This window comes from Mycobacterium sp. NGS33 (assembly GCF_059812885.1).
Map to the genome: position 1 here is coordinate 49557 of NZ_JCALDN010000001.1, position 19868 is coordinate 69424.

The following is a 19868-nucleotide window of genomic DNA, read 5'->3' on the forward strand; positions in this document are numbered from 1 at the left end:
CAGGACTCCCCTTAATGCCGAAAGTTTATGCGGCCCGGGGTGGCCGTGCAAAAGTTTCCCGTATTCAACACATGCCTTATTAGCATGCCTTTGTGTTCGCGTAATCATATCCGCCAGCGGGGAATTCATCGTTCGCCGTCTTCCTCATCCGCCGAGCTCAGCGCCATCGCGATCAGCGCATCCGGGCTCAATGAGTCGATCTCGTCGGCGGCGGGATTTGCGTCGGCGGCCGGGGTTTCCGGTGCGCCGGCAAGCAATAAAAGTTTCTCGAGCAGTCCCGTTCTTCGAAGCTCGCGCACCGGAATCTTACGCAGCGTCGACCAAATTCTTTCGTCGTCGGATTCGGGCTCGTCGTGCAGCAGTTGCCGGCGCAGATGATCGGCCAGCGCGGCCGGCGTCGGGTAATCGAAGATCAGCGTCCGCGACAAGGCCAGCCCGGTATGGCTGGTGAGACGGTTGCGCAGTTCGACCCCGATCATCGAGTCGAACCCGAGGTCGGCGAACGCGCGGTCGTGAGCGATGGCGTGGCCGTCCGGATGCCCCGACACGGCCGCCGCGTGCTCGCAGACCAGTTCGAGCAACACGCGGTGCTGGTCGGCGGCGGCCAATCCGTGCAGCCGGTGCGCCAGGTCGGGTGCCCGAGTGGCCGTGGCGGGCGGCGCCGCGGCGGCTCGCGCGGATCCCAGCCAAAAGCGTTGCCGCGCAAAGCCATACGTCGGCAACTCGATCCGCCGCGGGTGCAGCCCCGCGAACACCCCGGCCCAGTTCGGGTCGAGGCCGCGGGTGAACACCCGGCCGGCCGCGTCGAGCACCGATTCCGTTTCGGGGCGGTCCTTGGTCATGGTGGGCACCGATACGGCGCCCGGGGCGGTCAACGACTGGTCGACGGCCGCGGTCAACGCCGCACCCGGGCCCAGTTCCACAAAGATCCCGGCGCCGGCCGCCTCGGCGGCGCGCACCCCCTCGAAGAAGCGCACCGGCTGGCCGATATGCGCCGCCCAGTACTGTGGCGAGCCGTACCCGGCCCCGGCTGGGCGGCCGGTCAGGTTGGACACCAACCCGATTCGCGGCTCCCTCGCCTCGACGTCGGCCACCTCCGCGGCGAATTCCGCCACCATGGGCTGCATGAGCGACGAATGAAACGCGTGCGACACCGCCAGCCGATGCACGCGCCGGCCCATCCGGGACAGCCTGTCCGCCACCGCTTCCACCGGGGACTGCGCGCCGGACAGCACCACGGCGTGGGGACCGTTGACCGCCGCGAGGCTCACCCCGTCGGCCAGTAGCCCGGCCACCTCGGCTTCGCCCGCCTCGACGGCCACCATCACCCCGCCCGCCGGCAGCTGCGCCATCAGCCGTCCACGAGCCACCACCAGGCGCGACGCATCCGCGAGCGACAGCACCCCGGCCACGCACGCCGCGGCGATCTCACCGACCGAGTGCCCCATCACCAGATCCGGTGTCACACCGAGGGACTCCCACAACGCCGCCAGCGCGAGGCCCACGACGAACAAGGCGGGCTGCGCGAACTCGGTGCTGCGCAGCAACTCCGGGTCGGTGCCCCACATCACCTCGCGCACCGGCAACCGCAGCTGCGCGTCCACCGCCGCGGCGGCCTCGTCGAACGCGCGGGCGAACGCGTCGAACCGGTCGTAGAGTTGCCGCCCCATGCCCAGCCACTGCGAGCCCTGACCTGGGAACGCGAAGACCGTCTTGCCCACCGGTACCGCCCGGCCCACCGCGACGCCCGGCCGCGGCTCCCCCGCGGCGACCGCCGCCAACCCGGTTGCCAGCGCCGCACGGTCACCGCCCACCACCACCGCGCGGTGCTCGAAGAGCGTCCGGGTGCTGACCAGCGACCAGCCCACGTCGAGGGGCCGCACATCGTCGCGGTCGGCCAGAGCGGCCGACAACCGCTGGGCCTGGTTGGCCAGCGCCCGTTCGGAGTGGGCCGACAGCACCCAAGGCACCGCCTCGTCCGAGGGCGATTGCGGTGGCGCGGTTTCCGGCCGGCCCGGGGGCTGCTCGACGATGAGGTGCGCGTTGGTGCCGCCCATGCCGAACGAGGACACCCCCGCCCGCCGCGGGCGATCCCCGGACGGCCACGGTGCCAGTGCGGTATTGACGTGCAGCCCAAGGCGATTCAAGTCTGTCTCGGGCTCGGCGTAGTTGAGGCTGGGCGGGATCGCGGCATGTTCGACCGCGAGGACGGCCTTGAGCAGGCCCGCGATTCCCGCGGCGCTTCCGGCGTGGCCGATGTTGGTCTTCACCGATCCCACCCGCACCGGGCCGGCCGCGCGCTCGGCGAAGACCTCGCCCAGCGCCCGGGCTTCGACCGCGTCGCCCACCTTCGTCCCGGTGCCGTGCGCCTCGACATAGTCGATGTCGCCGACGCCCAGGCCGGCATCGGCGAGTGCGCGCCGGATCACGCCCGCTTCGCCGCCGGCCGAGGGGACGGTCTGGGCGGTGCCGCCGTGCCCGGCGTTGCCGACGGCACTGCCGCGAATGACGGCGTGGATGCGGTCGCCGTCGTCCAGGGCGGCGGCCAACGGCTTGAGCAGCACCAGTCCGCCGCCTTCGCCCCGCACGTAGCCGTCGGCGCGGCGATCGAACGCGTAGGTGTGGCCCGAGACCGACACCGCGCCGAATTCCCGTTCCAGCATGGCGATGTCGTCGGACAGGTTGAGGTGGACACCGCCCGCGACGGCCAGCGTCGACCGCCCGGTGCGCACGCTTTCGCAGCCGAGGTGCACCGCCACCAACGAGGACGACTGGCCGGAGTCGACGGTCATGCTGGGTCCGCGCCACCCGAAGGCGTACGAGATGCGGTTGGCGATCATCGCCCGGCTGATCCCGGTGAAGCTGTGGTGATCGAGGTTGTCGGCGAGATCGCGCAGCATCAGCGCCGCATAGTCGTCCGCCATCGCCCCGAGGAACACCGAGACCTCTTGTCCCCGAACCGTTTCCGGTAACACGAAGGCGTCTTCGAGCAACTCCCAGGTCAATTCGAGGGCCAGGCGCTGCCGGGGGTCCATCGCGGACGCCTCGCGGGGCGACAGGTTGAAGAAGTCGGCGTCGAATTCGCCAGCGTCCCCGGCGAACTGGGTGGCCTCTCGCCCGTCGCGGATCAGGCGCCAGAACGCGGACGGGTCGGCCGCGGCCGGAAACCGGCAGGCCAGCCCGATGATCGCGACGTCTGTCGGGGGCAAGTCAGGGGCCGACTTCGTCGTCGAGGATGGCGAACAGCTGACTGTCGGTGGCGGTGGCGATGTCGTCGTCGAACGCGTGCTCGGGGTGTTCGGGGATCGGCGCCGGTGCCGGGTCCGGCACCGTGCCCAACAGGCCTGTCAGCCGGGTGACGAGCCGCTCCTTGTCGCCGGGACTCAGGCCGGGCTGGTTGAGCAGTGCCTGCAGTTCCCGGACGATGTCGTCGAAGCGGGCCGTCCGATCGGGCGGCGCGGCGGGCCCGCTGGTGGTCAGCTGCGCGCCGAGGTGTTCGGCCAGCGCGCCCGGCGTGGGGTGATCGAAGATCAGCGTGGGCGAAAGGGTAAGGCCGGTGGCGATTTTGAGCCGGTTGCGCAGCTCGACGGCGGTCAGCGAATCAAACCCGAGGTCGCCGAACGCATCGTCGGCGCTGACGTCGGCGGTGCTATGCCCCAATACCGTGGCCGCGTTGCTGCAGACCAGTTCCACCAATTCGCCGTGCCGCTGCTCGGCAGTCATGCCGTCCAGCCGCGCCCGCAGCCCCGTCAGGGACACCATGTCGGTGTGCTCCAACATCCGGCGGGCCGGGCGGGTGGCCAACTGGCTCAGCAGCGGCGGCAGCGTGGCGCTGTGGTGCGCCAGCGCGCCCCGGTCGAGTCGGGTGCCCACCACCATGGGGTGTTCGCCGAGCAGCGCGGCGTCCAGCAGGTCCAGCGCCTGCCGGGTGGTCAACGCGCTCAGCCCGGCGCGGCTCATCCTGGCCCTGTCACGCTCGCCGAGGTGCTGGGTCATCGTCGAGGATTCCTCCCACATCCCCCAGGCCACCGAGAGCCCCGGCAACCCGTGAGCGTGGCGATGCGCGGCCAGCGCGTCGAGGAAGCTGTTGGCCGCCGCGTAGTTGCCCTGGCCGGGGGCGCCCACGATGCCGGCCATCGACGAAAATGTCACGAACGCCGACAGATCCAGTTCCCGGGTCAGCTCGTGCAGGTTCCAGGCGCCGTCGACCTTGGCCCGCAGCACCGTGTCCATACGCGCCGGCGTCAGGGAGGCGATCACCGCGTCGTCGAGCACGCCCGCGGCGTGGAACACCGAACGCACCGGGTACTGCTCCGGCACCTGCGCCAGCAGGGCCGCGACGGCCTGGCGGTCGCCGACGTCGCACGCGACCACCGACACCGATGCTCCCGCGCCGCGCAGTTCGGCGGCCAGCTCGGCCATGCCGTCGGCGCGTTCGCCGCTGCGGCTGACCAGCAGCACGTGGGGCACCCGGTGCCGCTCGACGAGATGACGTGCCAGCGCCGAACCGGCCATGCCGGTCCCGCCGGTGATCAGCGCGGTGCCGCCGGCCAGCCCGGCGGGCCTGTCCGGCATGGTGAGCACGACCTTGCCGATGTGGCGGGCCTGGCTGACGAACCGGTAGGCGTCGGCGGCGCTGCGCGCGTCAAAGGCCTTGACGGGCAAGGGAGTCAGGGCGCCGGCCGCGAACAACCGGATCAATTCCGCCAGCATCTCGGCGAGGCGGTCGGGGCCGGCCTCCATCAGGTCGAATGCGCGATACGTCACGCCGGGATGGGCCCGGGCCACCGCATCCGGATCGCGCAGATCGGTCTTGCCCATTTCGATGAAGCGGCCGCCGGGACCCAGCAGCCGCAGCGACGCGTCGTTGAACTCCCCGGCCAGCGAGTTGAGCACCACGTCGATGCCCCCGGCGGCGAATTTCTGCTCGAAGTCGAGCGTGCGGGAATCCGCGATGTGCGCGTCGTCGAACCCCATGGCGCGCAGGGTGTCCCACTTGCCGCGGCTGGCCGTCGCGTAAACCTCCGCGCCCCAGTGCCGGGCCAGCTGCACCGCGGCCATGCCCACCCCGCCGGTGGCCGCGTGCACCAGCACCCGCTGCCCGGCGCTCAGGCCGGCCAGCACCGACAGGCCGTAATAGGCCGTCAAGAACACCACCGGCACGGCCGCGGCCTGGGCCATCGACCAGCCCCGCGGCACGCGGGTCACCAATCGGCGGTCGACGGCCGCCTCGGAGCCCGCCAGCCCGAAGATCCCCATGACCGGGTCCCCGACGGCCACATCGGTGACGCCCGGGCCAACTTCGGTGACGATCCCCGCACCCTCCGCACCCAGCTGGGCGGCGCCCGGGTACATACCCAGCGCCACCAGCACGTCGCGGAAGTTCACCCCGGCCGCGGCCACCGCCACCCGCACCTGGCCGGCCTCCAGCGGCGGCGGCGCAAACTCCTGCACCGCCAGGTCTTCGAGCGTTCCGGCGTCGCCGGCGGCCAGCCGCCACGCCGACGGCGGATCGGGCAGCCGCAGCGGGGGTCGCCGGTCGGCCGGCTTCAGCCGGGCGCTGTAGGCCACCCCGTCGCGCACCACCAGTTGCGGCTCGCCGCAACCGATCACGGTCGCGACATCGAGCGTTCCGTCGGTGTCGACCAGCACCACGCGACCGGGGTGCTCGGCCTGCGCCGAACGCGTCAACCCCCACACCGCCGCACCGGCCAGGTCCTCGACGTCGTCGGCGGCCAGCCCCACCGCGCCGCGGGTCTGCACCACCAGGACCCCGTCCAGGTCGCCGGCCAGCCGGTCTTGCAGCACCCCCAGGGCCTCGTGCACCGCCGCGTGCACGGACGCCACCGCGTCGGCATCCGCCGCCGGGGACTCCCAGACGGTGACCTCTGCACCAATGCCGTTGTCCGGCAACGATACCGGCGACCACACCACGTCGAGCAGCTCGCCGCTGCCCGACCGGGCCGCCACCGCCGCGGTCAACTGGTCGGCCGTGACGGCGCGCGTGACCAGCTCGCGCACCGACAGGACCGGCAGGCCCGACGAATCGGCCAGCTCGACCGAGACGGCACCGGGACCGGCCGGTGCCAGCCTGACCCGCACCCGCGACGCGCCCGCGGCATACAGGCTCACGCCCTGCAACGAGAACGGCAACACCGTCTCGATCCGCTCGTCGGCCACCCCCAGGGCGTGCAGCGCCGCGTCCAGGACCACCGGATGGATGCCGAAGCCGCCGGTCGAGACGCCGGCCTGCTGCGGGAGTTCGACCTCGGCGAAAGTCTCGGTGCCCGTGCGCCATACGGCGCGCAGCCCCCGGAAGGCCGGTCCGTATCCATAGCCGCGGGCGGCCAGGCCGTCGTACGCGCCGGTCACGTCCACCGCGTCCGCGCCCAGCGGCGGCCACACGGACAGGTCGGCGGCCGGTGCGGGCGGCGATCCGTCGCTGAGTACGCCTTCGGCGTGCAGCACCCAATCGGCTTGCGCGGCACGCGAATAGACGGCGACCGAGCGGGTGCCCGCCTCGCCGGCCGCGGCCACCACGACCTGCAGGTGCACGACGCCGGCCGCCGGCGGCGACGGAACCACCAGTGGCGCCGACAGCGTCAACTCCTCGACCATCGAGCAGCCGACCTCGTCGCCGGCCCGCAACGCCAACTCCACGAACCCGGCGCCGGGAAACAGCACCGTGCCGGCGACGGCGTGGTCGGCCAGCCATGGCTGGGCGGCCACCGAGAGCCGCCCCGTCAACACCACGCCACCGGAATCCGGCCGGTCCACCACCGCGCCCAGCAACGGGTGCTCGGCCTCGGCCAGGCCGAGGCTGGCGATGTTGGCCGAACCCACCGCATCGCCGGACAGCCAAAAGCGCCGTCGCACAAAGGCGTAGGTGGGCAGCTCAATACGCCGGGCGTGCAGATCTGCGAAGGCCGCGGCCCACCGGACCTCGGCGCCGCCGGTGAACATCTCCCCCGCCGCCCGCAGCAGCGAGTCAACCTCGGGGCGGCCCTTGGCCATCGTCACCACGGTCGACGCACGGTCCGTTGTCAGGGACTGTTCCACCGCGGACGTCAACGCCGCGCCCGGTCCCACCTCCAGGAACACGCCGGCACCCAGGGATTCGGCCAGCTGAACGCCCTCGACGAACCGCACCGGCCGCCGCACGTGGTCCACCCAGTACCCGACCGAGCCATAATCGGGGCCGGCCTGTTGCCCGGTCAGGTTGGACACCAAGGCAATTCGCGGCTCGGCCGGCGAGATCCCGGCCACCACCGCCGCGAAGTCGTCCATCATGGGTTCCATCAACGGCGAGTGAAACGCATGCGAGACCGCCAGCCGGTGCACCCGCGCGCCGCCGGCGGCCAACCGGTCGGCGACCGCTCCCACCGCGGCCTGCTCACCGGAGAGCACCAACGATTGCGGGCCGTTGACCGCCGCGACGCTCACGGCACCGTTCAGCATCGGGGCCACCTCGGCCTCGGTCGCGGCCACGGCGACCATCACCCCGCCGGCAGGCAGCGCCGCCATCAGCCGTCCGCGCGCCGCCACCAGCCGGGCCGCGTCGGGCAGCGACAGCGCTCCGGCCACGCACGCCGCGGCGACCTCGCCCACCGAGTGGCCGATCACCACATCCGGTGTCACACCGAAGGACTGCCACAGCGCGGCCAGCGCGATCTCCACCACGAACAGCGCCGGCTGGGCGAATTCGGTGCTCTGCAACAGCTCCGGGTCGGTGCCCCACATCACCTCGCGCAGCGGCAGCCGGGCGTGCGCATCCACCGCCGCGATGGCCTCATCGAAGGCGCGGGCGAACACCGGGAACCGCTCGTACAACTCGGCGCCCATGCCGAGCGACTGCGACCCCTGACCGGGAAAGACGAACACCCGCTTGCCCACCGACCGGGCCCGGCCGACCAGCACGGCCGGATCCGGGCGCCCGGACGCCAGCGCGGCCAACCCCGCGGTCAGGGCGGCGCGGTCGGCACCGACCAGCACCGCGCGATGCTCGAAGGCCGCCCGGGTGGTCGCCAGCGACCAGCCCACGTCCACCGACCGCGGCCCCGCGTCGGTGGTCAGCCGGTCCAGCAGCCGTTGCGCCTGACCGGCCAGCGCCTCGGGCGATCGGGCCGAAACCACCCATGGAACAACAGGATCGGATGTGACCTCGACGGATTCGGCGTCTCCCTCGGGTGGCGCGGGGGCCTGCTCCACGATGACGTGCGCGTTGGTGCCGCTGATCCCGAACGACGAGACACCCGCCCGCCGTATCCCGCCGTGATCCGGCCACGGCCGCGAATCGGTCAGCAGCGACACCGCACCGGCCGACCAATCCACGTGCGGCGACGGGACGTCCACGTGCAGCGTTTTGGGCAGCACCCCGTGCCGGATCGCCTGAATCATCTTGATCACCCCCGCCACCCCCGCGGCGGCCGAGGTGTGGCCGATGTTGGATTTGATGGACCCCAGCCACAGCGGGCGATCCACGGCGCGATCCTGCCCGTAGGTCGCCAGCAGGGCCTGCGCCTCGATCGGGTCCCCGAGCACCGTCCCGGTGCCATGGCCCTCGACCACATCCACGTCCGCGGCCGTCAGCCCCGCGTTGGCCAGCGCCGCCCGGATCACCCGCTGCTGCGACGGCCCATTGGGCGCGGTCAGGCCGTTCGACGCGCCGTCCTGATTCACCGCGGTGCCGCGCAGCACGGCCAACACGGGATGTCCCAGGCGCCGGGCGTCGGCCAACCGCTCCAGCACCAGGACGCCGGCACCCTCCGACCACGAAGTCCCGTCCGCCGCACCGGCGTACACCTTGCAGCGACCGTCGGGCGCCAGCGCGCGCTGGCGGCTGAACTCCACGAAGGCCGCGGGGGTGGCCATCACGGTCACGCCGCCGGCCAGCGCCAGATCGCATTCCCCCGAGCGCAGCGACTGCGCGGCCAGGTGCATGGAGACCAACGACGACGAGCACGCCGTATCCACCGACACCGCGGGGCCTTCCAGCCCCAACACGTAGGACACCCGGCCCGAGGTCACGCTGAGCGTCGAGCCGGTGAGACCGTAACCCTCCAGCTCCCCCTTGACCTCTCCGCCATAACCGGCGTGGATGACCCCGGCGAAGACTCCGGTCGCCGAGCCGCGCAGCGCGAAGGGGTCAATGCCGGCCCGCTCCAACGCTTCCCAGCAGATCTCCAGCATCATCCGCTGCTGGGGATCCATGGCCAGCGCCTCGCTGGGCCCGATGCCGAAGAACCCGGCGTCGAAGTCGCCCGCGTCGCGCAGGAAGCTGCCGTGGCGGGTGTACATCTTTCCCTTGGTGTCGGGGTCGGGGTCGTACAATCCCTCCACGTCCCAGCCGCGGTCGGCCGGAAAGTCCGACACCGTGTCGCGGCCCTGGATCACCAATTCCCACAGGTCTTCTGGCGATTCGACGCCGCCGGAGTAGCGGCACGCCATGCCGACCACCGCGATCGGTTCGGAAAGCCGGCCCTCCAGTTCCGCGACGCGCCGCCGGGTCCGCCGCAGATCCGCCGTCAGGCGTTTCAGGTAGTCGACGTGCTGCGAGGTGCCCGGCATCGTTGCTCCTTGCGGGGGGTCAGCGGCCGAGTTCTTCATCGAGGATCGCAAAGAGTTGACTTTCGGTGGCGGCGTCGAGGTCGTCGTCGAGGTGTTCGGCGTCGGAGAGGTCGCTCGGCGGCAGCGCGGCCAGCAGGCGCTGAATGCGCGCCCGCAGCACGGATCGGTCGTCGGCATTCCAGGTGGGCGCGCCGAGCAGCGCCTGCAGTTCGCGGGTGATGTCGTTGAAGCGGCCCATCAGATTCGGCGGTTCGTCGCCGCCGGCGGTGCCGGCGAGTTCGGTGTCGAGATGCGCGGCCAGCACGGTGGGCGTCGGGTAGTCGAAGATCAGCGTCGGCGAAAGGGTAAGTCCGGTAGCATTTTTGAGCCGGTTACGCAGTTCGACGGCGGTCAGTGAGTCGAAGCCGAGCTCCCGGAAGGCGCTGCCGGTGTTGATGTCCGCCGGATTGGGCACCCCCAGCACCATCGCGGCGTTGGCGCAGACCAGGTCGACCAGCTCGCGCTGTCGCGCCTCGGGGCTCAGCCCGTGCAGGCGCGCCGACAGGCCCGTCGTCGACGCCGTGACGTCCGCGTCGACGATGACGCGCCGGGTGGGGCCGGCGACGAGTTCGGACAGGAGCGGGGGCAGCGCGGCGACGTTGTCGGACAGGGCGGCCCGGTCCACCCGCGCGGCCACCAGCACCGGAGCGTCCGCCAGCATCGCGGCGTCGAACGCGGCCAGCGCCTGCTCGGTGGACAGCGGCGCCAGCCCGATCCTGCTCATCCGGGCCTTGTCGCGGTCCCCGAGGTGCGCGGTCATCGCCGACGCCTGCTCCCACAGGCCCCAGGCCAGCGACTGGCCGGGCAGTCCGTGGGCGCGCCGGTGGGCGGCCAGCCCGTCGAGGAAGCTGTTGGCCGCCGCGTAGTTCGCCTGCCCCGGGGTTCCCACGATCCCGGCCATCGATGAGAACACCACGAACGCCGAGAGATCGCAGTGCCGGGTGAGCTCGTGCAGGTTCCACGCCCCGTCGACCTTGGCGCGCAGCACCGCGTCCACCCGGTCGGGGGTCAGCGATGAGATCAACCCGTCGTCGAGAATGCCTGCGGCATGGATGATTCCGCGCAGCGGATACCGCGCCGGTATGTCGGCCAGCATCGCCGCGGCCGCCTCGGGGTCGGCGACATCGCAGGCCACCACCGACACCTGCGCGCCGGAGCGCTGCAGGTCGGACACCAGGTCGGCGGCCCCCGGCGCCCGGTCGCCGGTCCGGCTGACCAGCACCACATGGGCCACCCGGTAGCGGTCGACGAGGTGGCGCGCCAGCGCGGAACCGGCCATGCCGGTGCCGCCGGTGATCACCACGCTGGCCCCCGCCAGTCCGCCGCCGCAGCCGCTGAGCACCTCGCCGGGCCCGGACGGGACGGTCAGCGCGACCTTGCCGATGTGGCGTGCCTGGCTGACGTACCGATAGGCCGCTGCGGCGCAGCGAACGTCAAACATCTTCAGCGGCAACGGTTTTACCACCCCGTCCGCCAGCAGTCCGTTGATCTCGGCCAGCATGGCTGCGGTGCGGTCGGGTCCGGCCTCCATCAGGTCGAACGCCTGGTACACCGCGCCCCGATATTGTTTGGCGACGACGCCCGGATCCCGTACGTCGGTCTTGCCCATCTCGATGAAACGACCGCCGGGGGCCAACAGCCGCAACGACGCGTCGGTGAGCTCACCGGCCAGGGAATTGAGCACGACGTCGAAGCCGGCCCCGCCGGTCGACGACGCGAACGTGTTCTCGAACTGCGTCGTGCGGGAATCGCCGATGTGATCGTCGTCAAACCCCATCGCGCGCAGGGTGTCCCACTTGCCGCGGCTGGCGGTGACGAACACCTCGGCGCCCCAATGCCGCGCCAGCTGCACCGCGGCCATGCCCACCCCACCGGTGGCGGTGTGCACCAGGACCCGCTCACCGGCGCGCAGCCCGCCCAGCACCGACAATCCGTACAGCGCGGTCAGGAACACCACCGGCACGCCCGCGGCCGCGACCAGCGACAGCCCCGGCGGCACCGGCGTCACCACGCGCTGATCCACCACCGCCTCGGAACCGACGACCCCGAGCAGCCCCATCACCGCGTCGCCGACGGCCAGGCCCGTCACGTCGGGCCCCACCTCGACGATGACGCCGGAACCCTCCGCACCCAGCTGGCCCCCGCCCGGATACATCCCCAGGGCCACCAGGACGTCGCGGAAGTTGACCCCGACCGCGGCCACCGCCACCCGCACCTGCCCCGCGGTCAATTCCGCTCGCGGGCAACGGCTTACCACGAGGTCCTCCAGGGTGCCCTCGCCGCCGGCGTCCAATCGCCAGTCCGCGGACGGCAACTCGACCGCGCCGCGCGCGCGCCCCGGTCGCAATCGCGCCGCATAGGCCACGCCCTGACGAACCACGACTTGGGGTTCGCCGCAACCGATCACCGCGTCGACGTCGACGGAGTCATCGGAGTCGATCAGCACCACCCGGCCCGGGTGCTCCGCTTGCGCCGAGCGCACCAGGCCCCACACCGCCGCGCCGGCCAGGTCCGCAACGTCCTCGCCGGCCAGGGCGACGGCCCCACGAGTGCGCACGGCTAGCACCCCTGCGGTGTCGTCGCGCAGCCAGGATTGCAGCACCGCCAATGCCTCGGTGGCCGCGGCGTGCACGGCCTTCACCACGTCGCCACCGTCCACGCCCGGCTCCCACAGCGTGGCGGCGGCGCCACCGCCGCCGAGCGCCACCGGCGACCAGGTGAGGTCGAGCAGCCCCTCGGCGGGCGAGCGCCGGGTGGGGGCCGCCGCCGTCAACTGCCCGGGTGTGACCGGGCGCATGGCCAACGACCGCACCGAGAGCACCGGCAGTCCCGCGCCGTCGGCCAATTCGACCGAGGCGGCGCCGGCGCCGGTCGGTGCGATCCGGACCCGCGCCCGCGACGCACCCGACGCGTGCAGCGACACGCCCTGCCAGGAGAACGGCAGCACGGTGTCGTCCTGGCCGGCGGCGACGCCGATAGCGTGCAACGCGGCGTCCAAAAGCACGGGGTGTATTCCGAAGCCGCCGTCGGGGGCGGCGGCGTCGGGCACGGCGATCTCGGCGAAGAGTTCGTCCCCGCGTTGCCACATCGCCCGCAGGCCCTTGAAGGCGTCGCCGTAGGCGTAGCCCCGCTGCGCCAGGCTTGCATAGGCGCCGGCGACGTCCACCGCGGTCGCCCCGACGGGCGGCCAGATCGAGAAGTCCGCGGCCGGTGTCACCTCACCCGGCCGCAGCATCCCCTCGGCATGCAACACCCACTCCGAATTCGGCTGCGCATCAATCGAATACACGGCCAGCCGCCGATGGCCCGACTCGTCGGGGCCGCCGACTACCAGCTGCACATCCACGGCCCCGGCCGCGGGCAGCAGCAAGGGAGCCGACAGGGTCAGCTCGTCGATCACCGCGCAACCGACCTCGTCGCCCGCGCGGATGGCCAGCTCGACGATTCCCGCACCCGGGAACAACACCGTCTCGCCCACCGCATGATCGGCCAGCCAGGGGTGGGCCGCCGTCGACAATTGGCCCGTCAGCACCACGCCACCGGAATCGGGCCGCGGCACCACCGCTCCCAGCAAGCCGTGCTCGGCGGCCGCCAGGCCCAGCGCGGCGACGTCGTGCGACCCGGTCGATCCGCCGGGAAGCCAAAAGCGCTGCCGGACAAACCCGTACGTCGGTAGGTCGACGCGGCGGCCACCGAGGCCGGACAGCGCGGCGCGCCAGTCCACCCCCACCCCGGCGACGTGGGCCGCCGCGGCGGACAGCCAGAAGCGGTGCAGGCCACCGTCCTCGCGGCCCAGCGACGGGATGACGCACGCGCCCTCGCCCGCGGGCACGGTTTCTTCGATGGCGGTCATCAGCACCGGGTGCGGACTGGATTCGACGAATACCCGATAGCCCGCATCGCACGCGCCGCGCACCGCCTTTTCGAATTGCACGGTGTGGCGGATGCTGTGGAACCAGTAGTCGGCGTTCAGGCCCGCGGTGTCCATCGGTTCGCCGGTGACCGTGGAGAAGAAGGCGACCGCGGACGATCGCGGCGCCAGGCCCTCCAGAGCGGCGGCGAGGGATTCGCGAATCGCGTCCACCTGCGCCGAATGCGACGCGTAGTCGACGTCGATCTTGCGGGCCCGGATGTCGTCGGCCTCGCATCGCTGCATCAGCTCCGCCAGGGCGTCCACCTCACCCGAGACCACCACCGCCGCAACGCCGTTGACGGTCGCGATGTTGAGTCGTTCGCCCCAGTCGGCAATGAGCTGCTCGGCGCGCGACAGGCTGCAGGCCAGCGAGACCATGCCGCCCCGGCCCGACAACTGCACCAGCAGCCGGCTGCGCAGCGCGACCACGCGGGCGGCGTCTTCCAGCGACAGCCCGCCCGCCACGCAGGCCGCCGCGATTTCGCCCTGCGAATGGCCGATCACCGCGTCGGGCGTCACGCCCACCGAGCGCCACAGCTCGGCCAGCGACACCATCACCGCCCACAGCGCCGGCTGCACCACGTCGACCCGGTCCAGTCCGGGTGCGCCCGGCGCGCTGCGGATGACGTCGATCAGCGACCAGTCGACGTGTTCGGCGAGCGCCTTCTCGCAGAGCTGCAGGTGCTCGGCGAACACCGGTGAACTGTCCAGCAATTGGGCGCCCATGCCGACCCATTGCGAACCCTGGCCGGGAAACACGAACACCGTCTTGCCCGTCTGCTGCGCCCGGCCCACCACCAGGCCCGCGCCCTGCTCGCCGGCCGCCAGGGCCGCCAGCCCGCGCAGCAACTGCGCGCCGTCGGCGCCCACGATCACCGCCCGGTGCTCGAAGCGCGACCGCGTCGCGATCAGCGACCAGCCCACGTCGAGGACCCGCACCCGGGGATCGGCCTTCACGCGGGCCAGCAGCCGCGCGGCCTGGTTCGCCAGTGCCTCACCCGAACGGGCCGACAGCACCCACGGCACGATGACGTCATCGCCTGTGGGCGCGGCGTTTTCCGGCTCCTCGACGTACTGCTCCACGATGACGTGCGCGTTGGTGCCGCTGATGCCGAACGACGAGACGCCCGCGCGCCGCGGCCGGTCCACGGCCGGCCAGGGCCGCTGTTCGGTCAGCAGCGACACCGCCCCGGCCGTCCAATCCACGTGCGGCGTCGGCTCATCGACGTGCAACGTCTTGGGCATCACCCCGTGCCGGATCGCCTGCACCATCTTGATCACCCCGCCGGCGCCCGCGGCGGCCGAGGTGTGACCCATGTTCGATTTGATCGAGCCCAGCCACAGCGGCCGATCGTCCGGCCGGTCCTGGCCGTAGGTGGCCAGTACCGCTTGGGCCTCAATGGGATCGCCGAGCGTGGTGCCCGTCCCGTGGCCCTCGACCAGATCGACGTCGGCGGTGCCCAGCCGCGCGTTGGCCAGCGCCGCCCGGATCACCCGTTGCTGCGACGGCCCGTTGGGCGTCGCCAGGCCGTTGGAGGCGCCGTCCTGATTGACCGCCGACCCGCGCACCACCGCGAGCACCGAGTGCCCGTGCCGCCGCGCGTCGGCCAGCCGTTCCAGCACCAGCACGCCGACGCCCTCGGAGAACCCGGTGCCGTCGGCGGCACCCGCGTACGCCTTGCACCGGCCGTCGGCGGCCAGGGCGCGCTGGCGGCTGAACTCGATGAACATCGCCGGCGTGGCCATCACGGTCACGCCGCCGGCCAGCGCCAGATCGCATTCGCCGGCACGCAATGACTGCGCCGCCAGATGCAGTGCCACCAACGACGACGAACACGCCGTGTCCACCGAGACGGCCGGGCCCTCGAACCCCAGCGAATAGGCCACCCGGCCCGAGGCCACACTCAGCGTCGAGCCGCGCAGGCCGTAGCGCTCCAGGTGGCCCGGCACCCGGCCCTGGCCCCCGTAGGAGCCGTGGAATATGCCGGCGAACACACCGGTCGCCGAACCGCGCAGGGTGACGGGGTCAATTCCGGCCCGCTCCAACGCCTCCCAGGACACCTCGAGCAGCAGTCGCTGTTGCGGGTCCATCGCCAGCGCCTCGCTGGGCGCGATGCCGAAGAACGCGGCATCGAAATCGCCGACGTCCGAGAGGAATCCGCCGCATCGCGCGTAGGACTTGCCCACCGCGTCGGGGTCGTCGTCGAACAGGCCCGTCAGGTTCCAGCCGCGGTCGGCGGGGAATTCGGTGACCACGTCGCGGCCCTCGACGACCATCTGCCACAACGCCTCTGGCGAATTCACTCCACCCGGATACCGGCAGCCCATGCCCACCACCGCCACCGGTTCGGCTGCGCTATCCGCTAACAAGGCCAGGTATTGGCGGGTTTCGCGCTTGAGCCGGTCGTTTTCCTTCAGCGAATGGCGAAGGGCCCGGACGAGCTCTTCGGTGTTGCCGTTCATGGCAGGCGGCCCCTCATGTCACTCATGGCGATACTTCCTGCCGTCGCACCGCAAAAAACGCGGACGAGGATCAGTGCCAACGCAACAACACCAGCTCGGAACAGAACCCAGGCCCCATGGCGAGCATCAGACCGGGGCTGTCGCTCGGCGGCGGTTTGGCCATGGTGTCGCGCAGCACGTGCAACACCGAGGCCGACGACAGGTTGCCGATCTCGCCGAGCGACCGCCAGGTCAGTTCGAGGGCTTCGGGCGGCAGGTCGAGCGCGGAGTTGATCGCCTCGATGACCTTGGGGCCGCCGGGGTGGCTCACGAACGCGCCGATGTCCGCCGTGGTCAACCCGTGGCACCCGAGGAATCCGGTGACGTCGTCCTCGATGTATTGCTCCACGACGGCGGCGACATCCTTGGACAGGACCAGTTCGAAACCGCCTGCGCGCACGTCGAAGCCCATGGTGCGCAGGGAATCGGGATACAGGTGGCTGCGTGAGTCGAGGATGCTGGGCCCGCTGGCCACCAGTTGCTCGGCGCGCCGCTGCCCGACGGCCACCACGGCCGCGGCACCGTCGGCGAACAGGGCGCTGCCGACCATGCCGGCCAGCGACGGCGTGTATCCGGGATAGGTCAGCGAGCAGAGCTCGACGGAGATCAGGGCGGCGACGGCGTCGGGTGCGCCGCGCAGGTAGTCGTTCATGCGGGCCACACCCGCGGCGCCGGCCACGCAGCCCAGCCCGAACAGCGGCACCCGCCGCACGTCGTCGCGCAGGCCGAGCTTCGCGGCGATGCGGGCGTCCACGGAGGGCACCGCCAGGCCGGTGACGGTGGTGGTGATGAGCACGTCGACGTCCTCGGGCCGCAGGCCCGCCTCGTCGAGCGCGCCGGACAGCGCCTCAGCGCCCAGCTTGACGGCGTGTTCGGTGAAGATCCGGTTCGCCAGGCCGAAGTCGGTCAGCGCGGGGTACTGCTCCAGCGGCAGCACCAGGTGGCGGCTGCCGACTTTGGCGCTGGCGTGCAGCTGCCGGACGATGTCCTCGTAATCTTCGAACTCCGGGATGCTGACGAAGAAGTCGGTGAGCTCGCGCTGGGAGTATCGGTGCGGCGGTAACGCACCGAAGACGCCGGCGACGACGCTCATTGTTCTCCCACCCCTTGGTGACGAGGACCCGGCCCGTAGCGTTCAACCGGATCGCTTTGAGCCCGAAGTCTAGTCTGCCTGTCCCTGCCCGTCAGGGAAAACAACGCCATCTCAGCCGCCACCACCCAGCCGGCTCTTGAGCCGATCGGCGCTGGCCAGGACGCTTTCGATCTGCTCGGCGACCCGAACCGGCGCGGTGCCGCCGCGCGCGTCGCGCGAGGACACCGAGCCCTCGATCGTCAGGACCTCGCGGACCGCCGGCGTGAGGTCGGGGCTGATGGCGGCCAATTCGTCGTCGGTCAGCTCGTCGAGTCCGACGGCCCGCTGCTCGGCGGCGCGCACCGCGGCCCCGGCGGCCTCGTGCGCCGACCGGAACGGCACCCCCTGGCGCACCAGCCATTCGGCGATGTCGGTGGCCAGGGTGTAGCCGGCCGGCGCCAGGGCGGCCATCCGCTCGACGTCGAAGGTCAGGCTGGCCACCAGCCCGGCCATCGCCGGTGCCACCAGCTCGAGCTGGGCGACCGAATCGAACACCGGCTCCTTGTCTTCTTGCAGGTCACGGTTGTAGGCCAGCGGCTGGGCCTTCAGCGTGGCCAGCAGGCCGGTCAGGTTTCCGATCAGCCGGCCGGACTTGCCGCGCGCCAGCTCGGCGATGTCGGGGTTCTTCTTCTGCGGCATGATCGAGCTGCCGGTCGACCACGAATCGTGCAGCGTGACGTAGCCGAATTCCGTCGAGCTCCACAGGATGATGTCCTCGGCCAGCCGGGACAGGTCCACGCCGATCATGGCGAACACGAAGGCGGCCTCCGCGGCGAAGTCCCGGGATGCGGTGGCGTCGATGGAGTTGTCGGCGGCGGCGGCGAAACCCAGTTCCGCGGCGATCGCGTCGGGGTCCAGGCCCAGCGACGAGCCGGCCAGCGCCCCCGAGCCGTAGGGCGACACCCCGGCGCGCCGGTCGAAGTCGACGATCCGGTCGACGTCGCGCAGCAGCGGGTGGGCGTGGGCCAGCAGGTGATGGGCCAGCAGCACCGGTTGGGCGGATTGCAGGTGGGTCTTGCCCGGCATGATGGCGCCGGGGTGGGCGGCGGCCTGGGCGGCCAGCGCGCCGACGACGTCGAGCGCCCCGGCTGCGACCCGGCGCACCGCGTCGCGCAGCCACATCCGGAACAGGGTGGCCACCTGGTCGTTGCGCGACCGGCCGGCCCGCAGCCGCCCGCCCAGGTCGGGTCCCACCCGGTCGATCAGTCCGCGTTCCAGCGCCCCGTGCACGTCCTCATCGGTGACCAATGGCGAGAAGCTGCCGTCGGCGACGTCGGAGGCGAGCTGGTCGAGGCCGGCCAGCAGCCCGTCGCGCTGCTCCTCGTCCAGCAGCCCGGCGCGGAACAGGATCACGGTGTGGGCCCGCGAGGCGACGATGTCGTAGGGGGCCAGCACCCAGTCGAAGTGGGTGGACTTACTCAGCGCCCTCAGCGCATCCGACGGGCCGTCGGCGAACCGCCCGCCCCACAGTGATCCTTCGCGAGTGCTCACGCGTCGGCCGGGCCCTTCGGCGCCTGGTCCCGGCGCGACGCGATCTTCGACGACAGTCCGTGCACGTAGACGAAACCCTTTGCGGCCGACTGGTCGAAGCTGTCGCCCTCGTCGTAGGTGGCCAGGTTGAAGTCGTACAGGGATTCGGCGCTGCGCCGGCCGTTGACGGCAATGTGGCCGCCGTGCAATACCATTCGCACTTCGCCGGTCACGTGTTCCTGGGTCTTGGCGACGAAGCTCTCCAGCGCGTCCTTCAGCGGTGAATACCACAGCCCGTCGTAAACCAGCTCGGCCCAACGCTGATCGGTGTGCCGCTTGAACCGGCCCAGCTCGCGCTCCAGCGTGACGTGCTCGAGCTCGGTGTGCGCGGTGATGAGCACCATGGCACCGGGCGCCTCGTAGATCTCGCGGCTCTTGATGCCCACCAGCCGGTCCTCGACGACATCGAGGCGGCCGACGCCCTGGGCGCCGGCGCGGGTGTTGAGTTCCTCGACGGCGCCCAGCACCGACACCTTCTTGCCGTCGATCGTCACCGGCACGCCGCGCTCGAAACCGACGATCACCTCGTCGGGCGTGCTCCAGTTGAGGGTGGGATCTTCGGTGTAGGCGTAGACGTCCTTGGTCGGCGCATTCCAAAGGTGTTCCAGGAAGCCGGTTTCCACCGCCCGGCCCCACACGTTCTGGTCGATGGAAAACGGTGAGCGCTTGGTGACGTTGATCGGGATGGCGTTCTCCTCGGCGAACGCGATGGCCTTCTCCCGCGTCCAGGCGTAGTCGCGGACCGGCGCCAGCACCTCGAGATCGGGTGCCAGCGAGCCGAATCCGACCTCGAACCGGACCTGGTCGTTGCCCTTGCCGGTGCAGCCGTGGGCGACGATGCTGCCGCCGTGCTCGCGGGCCGCCGTCACCAGGTGCTTGACGATCAGCGGCCGGCTGATCGCCGACACCAGCGGGTAGCGATCCATGTAGAGAGCGTTGGACAGGATGGTGGGCAGGCAGTACCCCTCGGCGAACTCGTCGCGTGCGTCGACGACGACGGCCTCCACCGCGCCGCAGTCCAGGGCGCGCTGGCGAATGACCTCCATGTCTTCGCCGCCCTGGCCGAGGTCGATCGCCACCGCTACGACCTCGCGGCCGGTCTCCTTGCCGATCCAGCTGATGGCCACCGAGGTGTCCAGACCGCCGGAATACGCCAGGATGACGCGTTCTGACATGAACCAATCT

Annotated in this window: 6 protein-coding genes; all 6 read right to left on the reverse strand. The window is 71.6% G+C overall.

The annotated features are described in order from the left end of the window. Positions 1-125: 125 nt before the first annotated feature. The 6 genes from AC5Y5B_RS00250 to AC5Y5B_RS00275 all read right to left on the reverse strand — a co-directional run bounded on the left by AC5Y5B_RS00250 (position 126) and on the right by AC5Y5B_RS00275 (position 19858). Entirely contained in the window at positions 126-3209 is a 3084-nt protein-coding gene (locus tag AC5Y5B_RS00250; RefSeq protein ID WP_500002521.1) for a type I polyketide synthase, read from the reverse strand. 1 nt (position 3210) lies between these two features. Beyond that, positions 3211-9567, reverse strand: a complete 6357-nt coding sequence (locus AC5Y5B_RS00255) for an SDR family NAD(P)-dependent oxidoreductase (RefSeq protein ID WP_500002523.1) — start codon at positions 9565-9567, stop codon at positions 3211-3213. Positions 9568-9586: 19 nt separating this feature from the next. Then, the gene (locus AC5Y5B_RS00260; RefSeq protein WP_500002525.1) at positions 9587-15982 is read right to left on the reverse strand and encodes a type I polyketide synthase; all 6396 of its coding nucleotides are present in this window, start codon (positions 15980-15982) and stop codon (positions 9587-9589) included. A gap of 70 nt (positions 15983-16052) precedes the next feature. Next, positions 16053-17114 (reverse strand): type III polyketide synthase, encoded by a 1062-nt coding sequence (locus tag AC5Y5B_RS00265; protein ID WP_500002526.1) that lies wholly within the window; start codon positions 17112-17114, stop codon positions 16053-16055. Positions 17115-17225: 111 nt separating this feature from the next. Continuing rightward, positions 17226-18644, reverse strand: a complete 1419-nt coding sequence (argH, locus tag AC5Y5B_RS00270; protein ID WP_500002529.1) for an argininosuccinate lyase — start codon at positions 18642-18644, stop codon at positions 17226-17228. Beyond that, positions 18641-19858 carry an argininosuccinate synthase gene (locus AC5Y5B_RS00275; RefSeq protein WP_500002532.1) on the reverse strand — a complete coding sequence of 406 codons (1218 nt, stop codon included), beginning with the start codon at positions 19856-19858 and terminating at the stop codon, positions 18641-18643. Before AC5Y5B_RS00275 ends, argH begins: the two co-directional genes overlap by 4 nt. Between the last annotated feature and the right edge of the window lie 10 nt (positions 19859-19868).